This is a genomic window from Bradyrhizobium sp. AUGA SZCCT0182, assembly GCF_018130185.1.
In the GTDB taxonomy this organism is placed as follows: domain Bacteria; phylum Pseudomonadota; class Alphaproteobacteria; order Rhizobiales; family Xanthobacteraceae; genus Bradyrhizobium.
On sequence record NZ_JAFCLY010000009.1, the window covers coordinates 75,895 to 93,647 of the forward strand.

General features: G+C 54.0%; 13 protein-coding genes and 1 pseudogene. 6 read left to right on the top strand and 8 right to left on the bottom strand.

Annotated elements, in window-relative coordinates; genetic code table 11:
* Positions 1-10 precede the first annotated feature (10 nt).
* A complete protein-coding gene (locus tag JQ611_RS12530) occupies positions 11-364 on the bottom strand; it encodes a hypothetical protein (RefSeq protein WP_212465606.1) in 354 nt (117 codons plus the stop codon).
* Positions 365-1,387: 1,023 nt separating this feature from the next.
* Between JQ611_RS12530 and JQ611_RS42980 the strand changes: the two genes are divergently transcribed.
* Together JQ611_RS42980 and JQ611_RS12540 are read left to right on the top strand one after the other, a co-directional pair.
* The gene (locus JQ611_RS42980) at positions 1,388-1,648 is read left to right on the top strand and encodes a PilZ domain-containing protein (protein ID WP_212261408.1); all 261 of its coding nucleotides are present in this window, start codon (positions 1,388-1,390) and stop codon (positions 1,646-1,648) included.
* A gap of 9 nt (positions 1,649-1,657) precedes the next feature.
* A complete protein-coding gene (locus JQ611_RS12540; RefSeq protein ID WP_249133118.1) occupies positions 1,658-2,116 on the top strand; it encodes a PilZ domain-containing protein in 459 nt (152 codons plus the stop codon).
* 707 nt (positions 2,117-2,823) lie between these two features.
* Here JQ611_RS12540 and JQ611_RS12545 read toward each other — a convergent pair.
* The 5 genes and pseudogenes from JQ611_RS12545 to JQ611_RS12565 all read right to left on the bottom strand — a co-directional run bounded on the left by JQ611_RS12545 (position 2,824) and on the right by JQ611_RS12565 (position 8,243).
* Entirely contained in the window at positions 2,824-3,021 is a 198-nt protein-coding gene (locus tag JQ611_RS12545) for a hypothetical protein (RefSeq protein ID WP_249133119.1), read from the bottom strand.
* A gap of 1,735 nt (positions 3,022-4,756) precedes the next feature.
* Positions 4,757-5,314 (bottom strand): NYN domain-containing protein, encoded by a 558-nt coding sequence (locus JQ611_RS12550; RefSeq protein ID WP_212465607.1) that lies wholly within the window; start codon positions 5,312-5,314, stop codon positions 4,757-4,759.
* A 451-nt stretch (positions 5,315-5,765) separates the two neighbouring features.
* Positions 5,766-5,954: a hypothetical protein gene (locus JQ611_RS12555; protein ID WP_212261410.1), complete on the bottom strand. Its 189-nt coding sequence runs from the start codon at positions 5,952-5,954 to the stop codon at positions 5,766-5,768.
* A gap of 1,438 nt (positions 5,955-7,392) precedes the next feature.
* Positions 7,393-7,592: pseudogene (locus JQ611_RS42985) on the bottom strand (transposase); the annotation flags it as partial.
* Between the two features lie 51 nt (positions 7,593-7,643).
* Positions 7,644-8,243: a class I SAM-dependent methyltransferase gene (locus JQ611_RS12565; protein WP_212465608.1), complete on the bottom strand. Its 600-nt coding sequence runs from the start codon at positions 8,241-8,243 to the stop codon at positions 7,644-7,646.
* 848 nt (positions 8,244-9,091) lie between these two features.
* Here JQ611_RS12565 and JQ611_RS12570 point away from each other — a divergent pair.
* Positions 9,092-9,406: a hypothetical protein gene (locus JQ611_RS12570; protein ID WP_212465609.1), complete on the top strand. Its 315-nt coding sequence runs from the start codon at positions 9,092-9,094 to the stop codon at positions 9,404-9,406.
* Between the two features lie 189 nt (positions 9,407-9,595).
* Positions 9,596-13,222 (top strand): glycosyltransferase family 25 protein, encoded by a 3,627-nt coding sequence (locus JQ611_RS12575; RefSeq protein WP_249133120.1) that lies wholly within the window; start codon positions 9,596-9,598, stop codon positions 13,220-13,222.
* Here JQ611_RS12575 and JQ611_RS42990 read toward each other — a convergent pair.
* Positions 13,209-13,490, bottom strand: coding sequence for an FkbM family methyltransferase (locus JQ611_RS42990; RefSeq protein WP_212465611.1), 282 nt, complete (start codon positions 13,488-13,490; stop codon positions 13,209-13,211). The two genes, JQ611_RS12575 and JQ611_RS42990, sit on opposite strands and share 14 nt — an antisense overlap.
* Before the next feature lie 154 nt (positions 13,491-13,644).
* On the opposite strand from JQ611_RS42990, the gene JQ611_RS12585 reads away from it, so the two are divergent.
* Both JQ611_RS12585 and JQ611_RS12590 read left to right on the top strand, forming a co-directional pair.
* Entirely contained in the window at positions 13,645-14,535 is an 891-nt protein-coding gene (locus JQ611_RS12585) for a hypothetical protein (protein ID WP_212465612.1), read from the top strand.
* A gap of 120 nt (positions 14,536-14,655) precedes the next feature.
* Positions 14,656-15,390 carry a hypothetical protein gene (locus JQ611_RS12590; protein ID WP_212465613.1) on the top strand — a complete coding sequence of 245 codons (735 nt, stop codon included), beginning with the start codon at positions 14,656-14,658 and terminating at the stop codon, positions 15,388-15,390.
* 177 nt (positions 15,391-15,567) lie between these two features.
* On the opposite strand, the gene JQ611_RS12595 is transcribed toward JQ611_RS12590, so the two are convergent.
* A complete protein-coding gene (locus JQ611_RS12595) occupies positions 15,568-17,001 on the bottom strand; it encodes a glycosyltransferase (RefSeq protein ID WP_212465614.1) in 1,434 nt (477 codons plus the stop codon).
* Positions 17,002-17,753: the final 752 nt, after the last annotated feature.

Genomic DNA, 17,753 nt, shown 5'->3' on the forward strand with positions numbered 1-17,753 from the left:
AAATCGATTGTTAGTTGAAATTTGCCCGGACGCGGTTGAGCGCTCCGGCTGGTTGAGACGGCATAGAAGCGGATGTTTCAGCCGCCTGGAATTCTGAAAAAGCGTCTTGATACGGCGACAGCGTAACGGCGGCGTCGCTCGGCGTAGTCACCGGCGGATCACGCACGATAGGCTCCGACTGATCGACCGAATTACCTCGAACTATTACTGCAATTTCGCGGAGGCGAGATTCGATCTCTGACCAATCGATCCCAGGCTCTACCTTTACCGGCTCCGACTTCGGTGTAAAAAATACGCGGCCACGCGATTCGATCTCGGACCCGTCGACCGGCTCTGCCTTTTTAGTAAACGCAACGCGACCCACGGCTCACTCCTCTGCTAACGCAGAGCAGGTGCGATCGCTCGAAAGGTATCTCACAAGACACCGCCGATTTTCGGCGCGATCAACGCAAACGCGCTGACACTGGAGAGAATCTGGAACTATTGTGAAATTACTCCGAACGCCATAATCCCTGCCCTATTCATGTCGAGTCCCAGAAGGACCGCGCATGTTCGAAATTTTTTTGTCGCGTCTCTTGATTTGATCAGAGACAAAATCGCAGACCTCATTCCTTCGTGCTGCTATTCGCGAGGCCGTCCCTTAACTCAATGAGTGCAACTTGCCGCAAATTCTAATTACCGTCCAGTGCAACACGACATAGATTGATTTAACTATGAATCGATGGCGCCGCAAAATTGGTTATGATTCATCCGGTTAGAAGTCAAAGCTCTTTCCTAGATTGAGAGACCGTAAGACTACGGACATCAAGCGGCGAAAGAGGTACCTCAAAATAGCGATTGAGAGCAGCACAGCTTGTACTTGCCAGATTATCTGCGCGGGCTCCTCCGAGAATTGCCGACGGTACGAAGACCGAGGCCCGCGCAAAGTTCCGAAGCTTGCTGGACGCCGTGAGCACGAGCGAACACGTCGATTGCAGCAAAATCACTGTCGGCGAATGGATTGATCAAAGGCTACAATCCGGCGCGCCTGGTCGTGGAATGAAGTGAGTCAGCCAGCGGACGCTCGAGGTGGCCAAGAAGCGGCTGCATCACGACGTGCTGGCAATCCCACTATTGACGGAACCAACGCCAACGATTTCGTATCAGCGCGAATTTCGCCCACGCTGCAAATCGTCAAAGCTTCTGTAAATTACAGATTTTAAGTTTTGCTCGCGCATCATATCTGCCGAACGGTATATTTGACATCTGGCTCGTCTTCTTCAAAACCCGAATTAGGCTGGCCGGCGCGTTAGCCAAACTTTAAGCGCGTCTGTAAGTTTCCGGCCCGCTTTACGGACGCTTTACGGATTGGGCCCACCGTTAACGATTAGTTTTCACAGGTGAGCCGATGCCAACCATCGCAATAGCGGATACCGAAGCACGCAACGCGCCGCGCCGCAAAGTCCTCGATAGCGGCTTGATGAGGTTCGGAGACTTGTCCGTCCCCTGCGTTATCCGCAATCTTTCGGAAATTGGCGCTGCGTTGGACGCAGTTCCCCAAAGTTTGGTCCCCGATCAGTTCACTTTGATCGTTGTTCGAAAAAAGAAAATCTATTCCTGCACCGTCATATGGCGAAAAGGAACGCGCCTTGGCGTATCGTTCTGCTGAATGACCTCGATGATCGACGAGCGCAGAAGGTCACTGCGGACCGACGTTGACGAAATGGCCTACATTTCGGCATCGGGCTCGAGCACGCGGTGTCGAATTGCAAATATGTCCGATGACGGCGCGGCCCTGGATGTTCCCGACGCCTCGTTTGTCCCGAATTGCTTCCAATTGATGACCGAGCAGGATCGGATCGTTCGGACCTGTAGGATTGTTTGGATCAAAAAGAACCGGATCGGCGTCGAGTTTGAGACTAAAGAGCAGTCTGCAATCACGCATCGTGAACGGCAGTTTCTACAGTATTTGCGTGACACTAATTGGCAGCGTGCGGCGAGTTTGCCGAACAGCTCGAAACTAATATCGAAACTGCTCGGAAACGGCTGGGTTGAACGCAGGGGCGAAGGGAACGACGCCGCATACCGCATCACGTCAAAAGGCTTGGCTGCGAAAATAAGGCCGGTCAAAATTTAGTGACACCAGGCTGCCGATTTTCAAAGCGGCGGTTTTCGGTTTCCTTGGGCAGCTCTCGGATACGAAGGCGCGCGAAGCCGCGCAAAGGGCGAGCAAAAATCGCTGGCCGGAACTAACTTGCGGAAGTTATAGGGCTCGGAGCGATCGACTGCGCCAAACCCCGAGGCACCATTCGTTTGCGGACCCTCAGCCCACTACCGACGCGGGACGCTGCGCGCAGCGGCGTCCGCCGAAGCGACCTTCAACTGCGAAAGGAGTGCCTGATTTGTCGCAGCATTGACATGGTACCGTCTGTGTACCTGCCATTACAGAAGTACTGATCCAGCTGCGATGCACCAAGCATAAGCAAGACTGCAATCACGAAGCCCTTGAACATAGTGGGCCTCCATGGCGACCGCCAACCGGGCTGGTTGGATTAAAGCGTTTCGGAAATTCGCTATCGCTCGTCGCGACCTATCTGCAATGGCGGTAAGCTTGACAATGACTAGTAACTAGTCCCTTAAAGGGCAGCACAGCACGCTTCGGCATAGCAAAAAGCCCGGGCTGCCGTTTGGGACGGCCGGGCACACGCCGCGCTATTCCGCAGAGCTGTGTGAAATCGATCTAGCCACACGAAGAAGAGAGACCAGCGCCTCTTTAGCATTTTCAATGCCGAGCGCGACCAGTTCGCGAACCTGAATTGGCACCTCGATTTTGGTTTCCCATACTCAGCGGCCATCCTCCGGCCAATTGATGGGCATGAACGTAAGCCGCCGTCGGTCCATTTCTTCGCGAAGCTTATCCGCGTATGCGCGGACGCCCTCGCCTGCAAAGCGATAGCGGCTTCCTGCATCCAAGGCGACTTGCTGACGGACGTTCTCGTAAAACGCCAACAGACGTTCGTTCTTCATTTGGGAATAATTCATATAAGGCCTCAAAAAAAGCTGACCAAAAAAGCAGACCAAAAACGAAGATTAGACACCAACCCGGCCGTGAGCCAAGAGCTTTCACGTATTTTTTGCATCTCAGCTCAAAAAGGATTGTGAAACGACAGGTCGGATCGAACCCTCGCCGAAACCAAACGCCGCGCCACCTGACTACCGTAGCTCTTTTGCCACACGGTATGAGTTTCCCCTACTTGTGTTGTTCTCAGTGCAGACGCCATCGAAGGGATCATTAGCTTCCGTAACCGGCGGCGCGGCGTGTGTGGACTCGCTCGAGGGGCCAGCGCGGTTCTAACCCTCGAGCGAGTTCGCTCGCGCTACTGCTTCATGACCGCCGCTTAGCCGATAATGTCACGGGCGCGGGAGGGCGGACAGCTTATTGCCCCGCATACGAACCGAACGACCAAGCCTTCGTTGATTAAGGTTGATCCCGCATCCATGCCATTAACTCGGAGAGTGCCGCAACGACAGCCGAAGTTGCAAGCATCCGCGCCTTCCGTCACAGGCGAACAAGACAAGCGATTGATGAAAGTCTGACCGGCCAGCGCGAGCAAATCGCCTGGAGGCGGCATGACATATTGGACCGCAGGTGTCGTAGCAACCTCGTTGGCTGTCTTTCCCGTCGTTGCGAGCGCGCAGATGAACTGCGAAGCAATACCTCACGGACCCGTGCGCACCGATTGCTACCTAGGCCTAAGTCAGTTCTATCGTGGACAATCCAATCTTGCCGCTGCCAGCGCGCGCACAATCAGACGCCGCGTGGTATCGCGCAATTACTGGAACAGACCCTCCGAAGCCCAAACCACATCGGCGAAGACACAGACTTGGCCGTTGATCAAGGGTGTTGGGTCGCTAAACCTTCATAGCGAGAAAATCATGATGATCATGAATACAAATGCGAGCGCACTCGCGACGACCCCATAAATTAGATCGCCGCGTTCGCGTTTCGTCATGCTTTGGATCCCAAAGGTCAGGTCCTGAACGCGACACCGACGAAGTCAGCGTCTCGCCAGACCAAACGACACTCCCGAACCGTCCGAAAATTATCGAACGACAGATCGAATTCCACCGGCAATACGTTCAGCCGCTCCAAACGAAGGCTGGCTCCGGAATTCGTTACGTCGCGAACCCAGCAAGGAAAGACACCGGCCCCGCCATGAAAGTATAACAGTGCGCTCCGATTGATGCGCGTCCGGCCGATCGCACGACGTTCTCGACCTGCGGACTTCAGCACTTGCTCGACACTCAACATGGCAGTCCCGTGAAGCGTGCAGCAGGATAGGTTTGGGCGGGACGCCGCCTACAGCGACGCCCCTAGTCGAGCGGTACGCTTGATTGGTGATCCGGACACCTCTCAAATCCGAACGACTACCCGGAATGGTAGGCGTACGTTCGCACGCGGCAACAAAACTCGCATATTAAGCTTGATACGGTCGCTGCGGGTTAATTGTGGAACTGGATGCGGTCTAGGTCTACCTTCGGCAACCTCGCCGCGGGCGGATCGGCACGGCTGCCGGCGTTCTGGTGTTGAAATAATGTCCGGGATGGGACTCGGCCTTCAGTTTCCACTGGGACACTGTACTCCATGGGGGAGTGTCAAGCAGTGGACGCGTGATCTTGCTCGCGCAACTTTCAAGAACAATCGTGCACGCATCAGTCGGGTTCCAGGTGGGTTGATGCTTCAAGCGGCCGGTGGAGGCATGTCGAGAATGCCTCCCTACGAAAACTTATCCCTCTGGTTGCGCATTCTGCTCTCCTCCTTTGTCCGCCCTATCGCAACCTTGAGGTCATCCAATTCGAGGAACGTATCCGCCTGCCGACGCAATTCGTCAGCGACCATCGCAGGTTTCGTTCGCATGCTTGATACGACTGTGACGCGAGGACCGAGGCGCTGGATTGCTTCCACAAGGCGACGAAAATCGCCGTCCCCAGAAAACAACAATATGTGGTCTACATGCTTCGCAATCTCGACCGCATCGACTGCGAGTTCAATTCCAATATTGCGCTTGTATTTCCGCCGGCCCTGACCATCATCGAACTCTTTGACCGAGTTCGTACGCACTGTGAAACCGTTATAGTCGAGCCAATCGATGAGGGGCCGGGTCGTTTGAAACTCTTCGGCGATGATCGTGTAGTAATAAGCACGCACAAGCACGCCGCGCGTCCTGAACTCGGCGAGAAGCCTCTTGAAATCAATGCTGAAGTCCAGGGCTTTCGCCGTGTAGTGGAGGTTCAGGCCGTCGATAAAGAGCGCGAATTTTTCGGAAGGAATCATCACCCCAAGCTCCCTTCATTACCCATAAGACTGCGGTGCATTATGGTGCAACTAAGATTGCCGGCGGGGTGACGAGCCTTGTCCACTGCTACCGCGTCGCGGCGTTTACGTCCGCTTTGGTTCGCGTCGATTTGACCGCGCCGCTCACTTCCGGTCTAACTCCACAAGAAGACGCAATCGGGGCCGTGAGCGTGTTCTCAAAAATGCCAACGCCCCTACTTCTTACCCAGAACCTGCTCCACGGCTTGCATAACAGGCTTTTTGGAATTCTGGTCTTGCTGGCAGAAGCGCTCTAGCTTGACCGATTTCTCTTCGAGGGCATTGGAGTCAACAACGGGATTGCCTTACTTACCTCTGTGACCCAACGAAGATACTCGATTACGAAGCTCGAATAGAACGCCAAGAGACACCGAAAATCGCAGCGCGCATGTGGTCCCTGAGTAATGCGCCTTCAAAGATAGACGACGTAGATCGCGTCTGGATCAGTGGCCTGAGCTGGAAATTGCATATCCCGGTCGACATAGCCGTCATAAATGACGCCTGGTTCATTCAAGCCATCAAATGGTCCGGGACTTTTCACCACGCGCGCAGTCTTATCCGGAAGCGCCAATAACTTCTCGATCAATTCAGCAACCGTCATTGCACCCTCCCCTGCCCTTCACCTCCCAACACCGCAGCGGCGCAACGATTCCTGCCGCCGCCAGCCCTAGACACCTTTCTTAAGACCGCCAACGTGGCCGAGCAAGCCTCATCAACCCAAACGGCGGCCTTCGGAGGATTGGGACGCGGTGAAATCGACGGGCTGAGCCAGTGAAGATACGAGGTGACCGGCCATGCAGTGATCCGGCCAGCCTCCCTGGCGGCGGCTGACTGCAATAAAATGCGGCGTCGAAATCGAGCAGCCGCGACAAAGCCCTGCGGCAGAGATTTGGCTCACATGATGCACTTGGACGTTTTTACTTCACGCTCGCTTTATTTAGGTCGAGCAGAATCTTTTGCCTTCCGAAGGCGGACCCCAGGTCCTCCGCCGTTTTCCTCGATGAACACGATGCCCGCATTCTCAAGCGCGCCACGCACATCTTCGATAGTACGCGAATATGGTTCTCTCGCTCCCCTCTCGAAGTCCGCAATGGTTTTCGTGGCCGTTTTGCTTGCAGCTGAAAGGTCTGTTTGAGACCAGCCAAGGAGGCCCTCTTCCTTACCGAGACGAATGGTGAGCCGCACTTCTACTTCTGGCAGATCAATCGCTCCGTGCGGACGCAAAGATACCGACCCTTCGGCAAGCTGACCACTTCGCCGCGTTCTTCTCGGAAGTAATCCGATTGTGTCAAGGAGCCTTCATCTGTGAGAGACATCCGGGACAGGAGGCCGTTCAAGAGCGCAGCGGTGTTTTGCACGCTGATGAATGTCTGTTCAGTATGGTCGTCGCAGCCAGCAACGCCGGCCGGTCAAAAAGCGCATAGCGCGGAGTGTAAATTAGCCGGTAATGCCGCTATCATTATGCCGTCATCGGAAGGGCAGACAATGAAATGGGTTTGTGCGGCACTATTTGTCACGTTTTATGCCGGTGGCGTTGTCGGCTCTTTCGAGATTTACAAAGTCCGCTTTTCCTGCGTCCTTCTCAAAGACATCGACTCAAAAACCTGCGGAGCCGCGGTTTGGGTCAACTCATTCGCGTGGCCGTACAATGGTGGGCGCCGACTTGCGCGTTGGTCCCACGAGCACGACGGCGAGCATTTTCCCTTAAGATAAAGCCGCCCGATTTGCTTGGCCTCAGCCAATCCAGCCGCCGGTGCCCGGGTCAGCAGTGGCAGCGCTTCTGCAACTTTTTCTTGCTCAACCAAACCGATCGCGCGGCGAAGCGCGGTCGCAGGTGGGGCAATTCCGAATAATCGGTCGATAGGCATTTCGCACGGGTCCAAATCGTCAGCCGCATCTGAGCGAGGCGGCCTTACGATTCACGCATTGCTTCGTGGCGCACCGAGGACCGATCAGCCCCAATCACTTCACGCGCCCGCCGCTGACTGACCCTCAAAACTCAAGCAAAGGCGGCCACAGCCTGCCGCCTTGCGACGCTATTTTTGAGTTGAGTCCTTTAGCATGGCGTTGCCGAGTATTGCCTCAGCCAACAACTTCGGTCGGCAAAGACCTTAAGGCGCCGAGCTTCCGATACGGCCAGGCTACCGTACTTGGCCTTCCATTTGTAGATCGCGCTGCTGATGCCGTGCTTGCGGCAAACACCCCCCGTCTTCGAGCCCGCTTCCTGCTCCCGCAGGATCGCTTTTCATATCCGTTTCCCTCAAGGTGACGGATTCTACCCTGGCCTATTTCAACTGCCCAACATTAGAAAGACGGCGTTCCGCCAAATCTGATGGTCATTTCTCGGATAATAAATAAGAACTATAGCTCCTCGCGCATGAAACGGAGCTGCCTCCAAACGCAACGGCCGATATCCGCCAGCCTCGATATCGCTATTCACACCACTTCCCGGCGCTATGCTATTAGTAAGCAATGCAAACTTATATCGCTGGGAAATCACCTCGAGATAAGCGGCAATGAGTTTATTGGGAAGATGCTGCAACATTTCCTTTGCGATGAGCAAGTCGCCACCCGGCAACGAGTCAAGATTTCTGGAAAGCTGAAAGCTAATATTATCTGCAGCATACCGTTTATTATTTTCATCTATCAGCGACTGAACAACATCGAGACCAGTATATCGTACCGATGACCAATTTATATAACGGGAAAACTGCCAGTCACCACATCCTAGATCGGTCACCGTCCTTACTTCATTTTCCTGGATAAACCTTTCCAAGAAAGAGCGATATTCAATCGTACTGCTGGGGAGAGATCCGGGACCAGAACCATTGCTCCAGCGGTCTTCGTTGTAGACTGCCTCGAACGCACTAGCGACGTCGATTTCTTGCACTTGAACACCTCCTCAATGCACAGTTCGACAGGCATTAATTCTTCGCGAGCGCTTACTAAACTTGAATTGTTTTGCTCAGTTAAGCTCCGCAAGTTCGGCATCCGCTTCCTCAATTCCCTGCGCTTTCTAACCAACAACAAGCAGGGCTTGGATCACGATGTCACGCCGCTCCGTTGCATAGATAGCGTCTAAGCATCACTTGCGCCTGGCCATGGCCTCGTTCCAACGCGGCGCGAAACCAAGTCTCGGCGGCAATTGCGATCGAACGGCAGATTGATCGCGCCCAGCACAAACATTGCGCCGCTATGTCCTTGGGGCTGCAGCCTGCTCACACAGCTTTTGCGCCGCAGCGAGAGCGGCGGACCGATCGCGTCCGTTGACCAGCATTTCCGCCAAGGCGGCTTGAGCGTCTGTAATCCCCGCCTTTGCGGCGCATGTGAACCATTCACGCGCTGCCTCCAAGTCTGCCGTCACACGCGCCCTCCTACTTGGAGGCGGCCTACCATGAATTGCGCCGCTAACATACCTCAAATTCGGTTGCAAGCCACCCGCTGCAATGGCACGGTTAGCATTGATGGGACTTTCGACTGCCCCCCGGCGTGGATCGATGGCAAACATATGAGCATTGAAGGGCTGATCGGCCAGAGGAGGTTAACGCGTTGCCCTCGGTTCCCTGACCAAGACAGGGCTCAAGGGTCATGATCATTAGTGATGGTCTCGAGCTGTCCGATTCATGATCCCGCTAAGGACGAGATGATGAATTCGGAGGGCTATGTCGCTCACTAAATCGATTGCTGGGTCAGTATGTACCGGCCCTACCGTTGAACTAAATTATTCGGTCAGTACTCATGAGTAAGCGGCGCATTTGTCTTTCCATGATCGTCAAAAACGAGTCGGCCGTGATCCGACGTTGCCTCGCACCGGTGCAGCCGATTATTAATAGTTGGGTGATTTGCGATACCGGTTCCACGGAGGGAACTCAGGAAATCATTCGAGATTTTGCCCGGTACGATATCCCAGGCGAACTGCACGATCGTCCCTGGCAGGATTCCGCGCATAATCGCAACCAAGCCCTCGCACTACTTGAAGCCGACGACGAGCTGGAACTGTCGGCCGACTACCGTATGCCGCTCCTCAACGTCGATTATCGAAATCCAGCATAAAGAGGTTCGCCACGATCGCACCCAGCTTAGCCAAATAGGCCAATACGAAGACAGCCTGCAGGCGTGCCGACGGCTGTTAGAGGCGGGAAGGTCCGTTACAGCCGAAGACAGGCAACGAATGGAAGCTAACGCGCGATTTGCGTCCCAGAAAACATAGAAGGGATCGCCGCACAGGAAGGTGTGTTGTCAATGACCGTGAAGTCGATTGGCCTTTGCATGATTGTCAAGAACGAGGCAAGCGTCATTGTCCGCTGTCTCGACAGTGTACGACCGCTGATCGATTTTGTCTTGATAGAGGACACAGGCTCAACCGACGGAACGCAGGAAATCATCCGAAATTGGCTCACTGAAAAGGGCATTGCCGGCACCGTCGTCGAAGAACCATGGCATGATTTTGCGTACAATCGGTCCCATGCGCTGGCCTGCCTTCGAAAAACGGAGCATATCGACTACGCGTTCATCATCGATGCCGACGATACGCTCACCCTCGATCCCGGGTTCGACGTCGTCGCATTCAAATCCACTATGGAAGCGGACTTCTATGATGTCCCGATCAATCACGGTCCAATTAGGCATTACCGACCGCAAATCTGCAGCAACAGGAAAGACTTTTATTTTCGCGGTGTCTTGCATGAATTTCTGGAAACCCCACCCGGACCTCATAGCCGTGAGACCGCCTCAGGGTTTGCCATCCAGATCAACGGCGGCGGTGCGCGTAGTCAGGATCCGCAGAAATTCCGAAAAGACGCCGAGCTGTTAGAACGCGCATTGCAAAACGAGACGGACGCGTTTCTCCGCTCCCGCTACACATTTTATCTCGCGCAAAGCTATCGCGATTTCGGCGAGAAACAGAAAGCGCTCGACCTATACCTGTCTCGAGCGGAGATGGGCTTTTGGCAGGAAGAGATCTACGTAGCCCTATTGGGCGCCGCACGTCTTAAAGAGGAACTCGAATTTCCTGAGGACGATGTCATTGCTGCATATCAGCGAGCCACTGAATCGCAGCCTGCAAGAACGGAAGCATTGCACGGTGCGAGCCGTTACTGTCGGTACAAAGGCAGAAACCAGTTAGGCGCCGAAATCGCTCGTCGCGGGATCGACTTGCCGTTACCTCTTGGCGCTCTCTTTTCTGAAGGCTGGATCTATGAATGGGGCCTTCTCGACGAGCATGCGATCAACGCCTATTGGGCAGGCGACTACCACAGCTGCATCGCCGATTGTCTGCGCATTCTCGAACGCGCGAAGATAGATGAAGCTACGAGAACGCGCGTCATAGCTAACGCCCGTTTCGCGCAGGACAAGCTTCGGGAAGTCAAACCTTCGTCGTTGGTTGATGCAAGCAAGGCGACATTCGCGACAACGCCTCCCCCAAAAGTGCTGATCGCAATTCTGGCAAAGAGTAAGGCCGGCCATTTGCCTTTGTTTTTGGAGTGCATCGAGGCGCTGGACTACCCGCCGGAATATATCTCGCTGCACATCAGGACCAACAACAATAAAGATGCGACCGCAGAAATCCTGCGCGATTGGGTGGCTCGAGTTGGCGCGCGCTACGCGCATGTCGAGTTCGATGACAGCGACGTCGCGGAGCGCGTTCAAGACTTCGACGACCACGAATGGAACACCACGCGCTTTTCGGTATTGGGCCGAATCCGCCAGCACAGCATTGACCAAGCCTTAGCGCTGGGATGCGACTTCTATTTTGTGGTCGACGTCGACAATTACCTGCGTCCCCTCACCTTACGGAATCTAGTCGACCTTAACCTGCCGATCGTAGCGCCGCTTCTTAGATGCGTAGATACCGACAGGCCCAACTATTCCAACTATCACCAGATCGTCGATGCGAACGGGTATTTTCTAGACAGCGTCGAGTACCACAAGATTCTCGAGCGCGCCTCGCCGGGTCTCCATGAGGTTGCGCTCGTCCACTGCACCTATCTGATCCGGGCCGATACGATACCTCGCCTGACTTACGATGACGCGTCGTACCGCTACGAGTATGTGATTTTTTCCGCCAGCGCGCGAAAAGAGGGCATACCCCAGGTGCTCGACACCCGCGAAGTCTATGGGTGGCTGACCTTCGGCTTGGATGGTGAAGCAATAAGGCCGCTGCTCGCGGCCGAGCTTACCGAACAGTCTCTCAAGAGAGCGCTTGCCAATACGGTTTATCCACCATCGCAGAATGCAGAACGAGCCATCCGATTGAAGGAATATCCGCCTCTCGCATCCATTTCCAATACGCCGTCGGACGACTACGTAAAAGCTCGACAGGCACTCGAGCAAAAGCCCTATCTGCTCGAGACCGATGCACTCGGCTTTATTCGCGGAACCAACTCGCCCACTCAATCGACACACACGCTCGTGGTCTTGGGCGACGGCGTTGTCGAATGCATGTATCTCGACCCGGATGACAGGTTCTGCGCAAAGCTCGAAACCCTTGCGCGCGGGGAATTCGGCGTAGATGTGGCGGTCAAAAACGGCGGCTACAGCGGAGCCACCACGCTTCACATGCTGAACGTCTTTATGAATAAAATTATTCCAATGAAGCCTGACCTGGTTATCCTGATGACCGGTAATGTCGATGTCGATGTCGCCCACGTTCCGGCCAGCTTTTGGAGTCGGGACTGCTGGATCGAACCGATCGTCGAACTCAGCAAAGATAATCGATGGCGCGACAACAATAGTTTTCCCGCTCCCTCATTTGCCGATCGCCGGCGGTTGCTCGACCTTTTTTCGGCCGCTGCACGCGCGTTTGACATTGAACTTTGGTTTGCAACAGTTCCGCATCGCCGCGGTGACAATGTCGACCCGGCCAAAACACGAGCACGACTTTCCATCAACGAAGTCACCCGCGCAGCAGCGCGCGCGGGAGGACATACTTTATGCGATCTCGAGGTCGCACTGGCAGAATGCTACGACATTTTTCAAGACGACTTTCACCTGAACCGCGCCGGCAGCGAAACTCTCGCACGTTCCCTGCTTGCGAAAAGCCTCGAGTTTTTTCAATGTTCCACGGCAAAAGTTGCTGCCAAAGCAATGCCCGTTCATTCAATCGGCGAAATCAATGTCATAAATTTGGATCGCAGCACCAAGCGCTGGGAACTTTTCAATGATCGTAACAAAAACCTTGGCCCATACACGCGCTATTCGGCGGTGGATGGTCACATGGTCGATCGCTCGTCTTTGGAAACCGAAGGCATAATTGCACCGGGGCTCGACTATAGTCCCGGAGCCTTGGGTTGCGCTCTCTCCCATATTCGGCTTTGGCAGCAGGCTGTCGATCAAAATGTACCCTTGACAATATTTGAGGACGACGCCTTCGGCCATCCTCAGTTTAACGAACATTGGCGCACCGTCGCCGCACAACTTCCTGATGATTGGGATGCCGTTTTATGGGGTTATGTTTACGACCCGCTTTTCATCTGGACCGACCTGGGCTTCTCTTCGTCTGAAGTCCGGTTCTACGATCGAGCGCCGGCATTTACGTGGAACGACACAGCGAATGGACGTTCGATATACTCTCCTGTGCGATTAAGACATGCTTTCGGCACACAAGCATACTCAATCAGCCCCCGCGGAGCAAAGCGCTTCTTAGACGCCCTCTTGCCTCTAAAGAAACAATTTGTCCCATTTCCCGGGACGTCAATCGTAAACGAGGACCAGGGCATCGATGGCGCCATGAACCTGGTGTATCCGAAAACTCAGAGTTACATATGCATTCCTCCGCTTGTGGTCCATCGAGATGATGGGGTGAGCGATCGATTGGAGGGGCTCGAGTCAGATTCGCGTCCACTGCTAGACGAACCTATTTCTTCCTAGTGAAAATCGTGTTTTCTCCACTGGACGATTTTTCTTCGAATAGGGGAGCTAACGCGCGATGTACGGCTGCCTCACTTCCGGACCGAAACCGATCATGCGTTTCCACGACAATCATGCGAATTCGCGGCAAACAATCACGAATTCCGTCTGAGAATAGCTCCAGCTCGGCACCCTCAATGTCTACTTTAAGTATGTCAACCTCCGAGAAACCGGCAAAACCCAGAAGCGTAGCAAGTGTAAGCAGTGTGTCGGCTGCTTCGCGTAACATTTGAGCCTCGATCCTTTCCTGCGACCGCGCTATCAATTAAACTCAACAGGATTTGTAACGAACGGTCATTTTGATATTAGCTGCCAAAGTCCCCCTGAGAGCCGCAACGAGATCTCGAGATGCAATCAATACGTCGCTTGGGATGGGAAATTCAATGGATAGACGATCGTTCATAAGAGGGATAGTTGGCGCAGGAAGCGCGTACAGCGCGTTTTTAACGCCAATTGATGCAAAGGCGCAGATCCTTTCGGCTAAAACTCGTTCTCTTCTGATCACCGCGCCAGTCGAGCTCACCGGCGACTGGGGCGGGATGATCCCGAATGCGGCGCTGCAAGTTATCGAGCGGATGCGCGCGGCTTGCTACGATGGCGTACGTCTTGTTTCCGATCAACAGCCCGATCGGTTGCGGGTCGAAAAACGCAGCTCAGGGTCGCCAGCCATTTGGCTTCACCCGGATGGAACCACCACCGGCTGGATCATCGTCAACATTGGCGAACGGGACTGGTCGAAGCTAGCCTATCAGTTCGGCCACGAGCTCGGCCACGTGACAGCCAACTCCTGGCGAGGTGACGCCAAACCGCGCCCGCCAAGCAGATGGCTTGAAGAGGCCCTGGTCGAAGCATTCTCGCTGCGCGGCCTGGGGATTTTGGCGGATAGTTGGTCAAAGGATCCGCCATTTAAGGACGATAGCGGGTTTGGGGCAGCCTTGGCCGTCTACCGACAAAACATAGTCGAGCGCTACGGCAAGCTTGCAATAGAACAGGGAAATCCCAAAAACCTCGACATCTGGTTAAAGCAACATCGTTTCACGATGGAAGGCCAGCCAGGTCTAAATGCCTTTGCGCAGGCAGCATCTCTGCGTATCCTCGAAGAGTATGAGCGTAATCCGGCCTGTATTGAAGCGCTTGGTGCGCTGAACAGATGGGATGGCCGCAGCGCCCTTCCGTTGGAGCAGTATTTCGAGGCATGGAAGGCCAGCTGCAAAGAGTTGAAGGCCTCGGCGGAGTTGCCCAGTCAGATGCAGAGACTTCTTGGAGTGATATAGAGTATCGCGAAAAAAGTCAGAGTACGCGCGGCAATAACTGAAGGATTTTATTCGCAAATGTCATCGCCTTGCCCGTCCCTCCTTACCGCCCCAGTTGAACTCACCGGCGACTGGGGCCACATGATCCCCGACGCGGCCCTGCATGTGGTAAAACGTATGCGCGCGGCTTGCTTCGATGGCGTACGCCTTATCTCGGACGACCAGCCCGACCGCCTCCGCGTCGAGGAACGCGCTTCGGGGTCACCGGCTGTTTGGCTTCACGCAGATTCCACCAACACCGGGTGGGTCATCGTCAATATCGGTGAGCGCGACTGGTCACGACTGGCCTATCAGTTTGGCCATGAACTCGGCCATGTGACCGCCAACTCATGGCGCCCTGATGCCAAGCCAGCTGCTCCCAGCCAATGGTTTGAAGAGGCCATGGTCGAGGCATTTTCGCTGCGCGGCTTGGCACTCCTGGCAGATAGCTGGTCAAAGGATCCGCCGTTCAAGGACGATAGCGGGTTCGGTGTAGCCGTGGCCACTTACCGGCAAAACATGGTCGAGCGCTACGGCAAGCTTGCGATCGAACAAGGCAATCCAAAAAACCTCAGCATGTGGTTTCAGCAACATCGCGCGGAAATGGAAGCGCAGCCGCGTCTGAATGCCTTCGCGCAGGCAGCATCTGTCACTATCCTCGCGGAGTATGAACGCAACCCCGCCGGCATCGAGGCGCTTGGGGCGCTGAACAGATGGGAAGGCCGCAGCGCGCTACCGATAGAGAAGTATTTCGAGGCTTGGAAAGCAAGCTGCAAGGACTTGAAGGCCTCGGCGGAGTTGCCTAATCGGCTGCAGGGACTGCTTCGCAAGAGCTAGGGCACCGCGCAAAGATCGAGAATTTAAGCCAGCCCATTTGATGTTGCGAGCGTGGGAACAGTGGTCGCAGCGGGTGCGTAATGGGCGGCGTGCAGCCAAGCTTGTGCGCGCTCACCACACGTAGCCCAACAGCGCGCTAACTCTCACTCGCAACCGCGGGCGTTTCCGGCGAGTCAACTAGCAGCCGCCTGTTATAAGCATTGTGCGAATCCGTTCCCACTCATTCCAAGTTTCAACAACGTAACCCCCTTTGAACGAATAAGGCTCGACCAGGAGATCAAGTGATCGGAACATGCCCGCACTGATATTGGAATTGTGATCGTAATTTATAGCCTTCCATGAGTTAGTGATTAAACAAAACTTGTATCTCGGAAAAATAAAATCACGAAAAAAAAATATCTGCTCGTTCGTAAGATGTTGTAGAACGTCCTTCATGATAAGCAAATCCGACTGCGGTAACTCCAGGGGATTGTCGGGCATATTTCTGAATTCAACCTGGTCGGAACCGAACCTTGCGCGATTTGATTCCACGAGTCCTTCCACTAATTCGAAGCCAAGGTATTTGGAAGCGCCAAAATTTATGAAACGCGTTGATTGCCAATCGCCGCACCCAATGTCGATTACTGAAGAGACATTATTCATGTGAATAAAACGCTCAAGAAAATTACGGTATTCAAAAGTTGACGCTGGATGCGACCCATTTCCTGAGCCAGCTCCCCACTGCGACTTTGCATAAATTTCGGTAAAGATGGTTCGCTCGGTATTCGTTGCTTGCAAAATCTTTTCAGATAGCATTTCACCCTCTATTTGTTTGCGATCCGAGCCTATAACCTGTCGAGCTGCTAAGTTGTAAGTAGATTCGTGCTCAAAGATGTTTGTTATATTTATTTTCGAGACATAATCGCGGGCTAGCGAGCTCCAAAGATGGAAGATGTGCGCTTTCGGAAAGTTTTTGGAGTAAACAAACAAATCTTTCAGGGATTCTGGGTCAAAACTCGGCCAGAAAAACGTTTCTCGCGGTTCAATTTCAATAATATCGGGTTGAGTCTGTGCAAGCTTCATTGGTAGGAATACTGAAAATTCATTCCATTGATCGTTGTGAAAATTGCGATACTCATTATACCAGAGTTTGAGAAAATTTGATTTCGCAGGTGAAATAATCACGCAATTGCAGAGCCCCGATTCACTTTCCCTTCCCATAACAACTTTGTTTTTTAGGAACCCGTCGAATGGTTGAATGCAAATCGTATCCAAGTCGAGATAGATTCCTCCGTGCTCAATAAGGATCTGTAGCCTAAGCACATCGACCTTGTGTTGGACACGCATTATTTCTCGACCGAAAATAGCATGCGGCTCATCCACAATTCGCAATTGTATCGAAGCCTCCAATAGTTCAAAGAGTATTCCGGTTGGCAGAACGTTTGTGTGCAGTAAAACCGTGTAATCCGGGTTCCGTAATTTTGCGGATTTGATCGCAACATAGTAGACGAGCGGCAGCTCCGTGCACTCCTCAGAAATAAGAACAAAGTGTATGATTCGCGGAGTAATGTTTTCCAAAACTTCAGGTAAGGTAGGCATCAGCTCTTGTCCTTTTCTAATTTCAATTTGCACAAGGCGATTTTTTAGGTGATTACCTGAGGGTCATCTCCTGGACTCACTAGTCCTCTAGAGGTTTCAAAGCGTTCGGCATCGAAGTGCAGGCCGATCGGTCCCCATCGGTATTCAGTAAATGAAGCTATCGTTTCAGGCGGCAAGGTCAATCGGCCGATCGATCGGTCTGGTGAGCCTCTGCCAACCATTAATCGCGCATGTGATCTTGCCGCGCGCCGGGATCTGGCGCTGCGCTATGCCAAGGATCCCGCGCCAGCTCCCGTCGCTCCCACCGCCCGACCGGGCAAATCCAACGGCGAGGGCAAACTCAAAACTGGATAAAACTTGCGGTGCTTTGAAGTGGCGGACCGATAATGAGAGGGTGACTTAGTCCCGCAAGAAAAGCCCTGGGTGCGGCCGCGAGGACGCTGCTGGCCACGTCCCCTCTCTGTTGACCCAGTTCAGCTTAAGCGCGGTTCGTCCCGGCGTGTGCGTCTCGCTTCTTGGCATGGATCAACGGGCGCAACATTCCTGAAGCCGGTCGATAAGAAATCCGCAGCACGCGCGAACCAGGTTGTTATTCGCGGCGACGGCAAGCATAAAGCTGAGGTCTGTCCCACCGACTGCGCTGGTCGGGGCCGTTGTGACCTAAGCTGCTCTCGCCTTCTTTAATCGACGTCGGCCCGTCTTCGGGCGTTCATCAATCCTATGCGGAAACGGAAAGCGCGGCGCCGTGCGACGCCGCGCTGGTGCTTTGCTGAAGAGCGCAACCA